Annotated in this window: 1 protein-coding gene; it reads right to left on the bottom strand. The window is 42.6% G+C overall.

Translation table 11 applies throughout. The annotated features are described in order from the left end of the window. A partial coding sequence (locus C1E58_RS02585) for a transposase (protein WP_153055814.1) occupies window positions 1-1,108 on the bottom strand: 1,108 nt, incomplete at both ends.

Raw genomic sequence — 1,108 nt, forward strand, 5'->3', positions numbered from 1 at the left:
TATCTTTCTCAAAACCATTCTGCTCCGTTCTTCGTGAATAATTCTTAAACGAGTAGACAACCCCATCTGGTTTTATCCACTGGTCAGAATCTTCTAAGTAAGTCCAGTTTTCAGGATTGGCATCACTCTTCTTATAGCTTTTCTTCTGCTCTTTCTGATATGTTCCGTAGGGAATCAGAGGTGTTTTCTCCAGGTCATCAAGGATAAAGCTATAATTTTCTTCACTACCATAACCTGCATCCGCGACAATGTGTTTAAAGAGTTCTAAGGTTTGGATGGATTGAAGAAAAGGCTTGAGTGTACGAGTGTCAGTTGGATTCGGAAACAGTCCGTAAGCCAAGGCAAACTGGTTGTTTGTACCAAGTTGAAGGTTGTAACCGGGTTTGAGCTGACCATTTTTCATATGATCCTCTTTCATTCTCATGAATGTTGCATCGTGATCCGTTTTAGAGTAGGAGTTTCGCTCTTGTAGAATCTGCTTATCTCGTTCGTACTTCTGTTTCCGAACAAGACAATCCTCTTTCAACTTTCTCTTTAGTTTCTTAATTCTTCTCCGTTTCTGTCTGTTGGCTGATCCACCTTTAATGGATTTAGGCTCTTGTGAGATAGCTTCTTCCACCTCATCCAATACTTGTTCTGTCTCATGTAGGAGTTGTTTGAGTCCCTCGCTAGTGAGGCATTCTTCCTTGGACAAGGCAGTATTCACCCCTTCTTGAACTAGCTTGTCATAAAGGGCAGAAATGTTTCCGTTCAAGGCATCTTCATAGCGTTCAACGGCCTTTTTCCACGTGAAAGAATACTTGTTGGCATCAGCTTCTACCTTGGTCCCGTCAATGAAGAGAGCCTCATCTTCAATCAATCCATTCTCTCTGAGGAGGAGAGTGAAGTAGATGAAGGCAGATTTGATGAGCTGATTGGCGTGTGTGCTAGCCCGAAAACTATTTATGGTTCGATAACAGACATAGGTATCCTGACTCAGCCATTTCATGGGGATAACTTCTTCATTCATTTGAACGATTTTTCGACCAGAGAATACCTGGCGAGCATAGGCGAACAGGGTCATTTTGAGCAACATGGCTGGATGAAAGGCTGGACGACCAGTATGGGA

Origin of the sequence: Streptococcus suis, from assembly GCF_002964575.1 — a bacterium.
GTDB lineage: Bacteria > Bacillota > Bacilli > Lactobacillales > Streptococcaceae > Streptococcus > Streptococcus suis_R.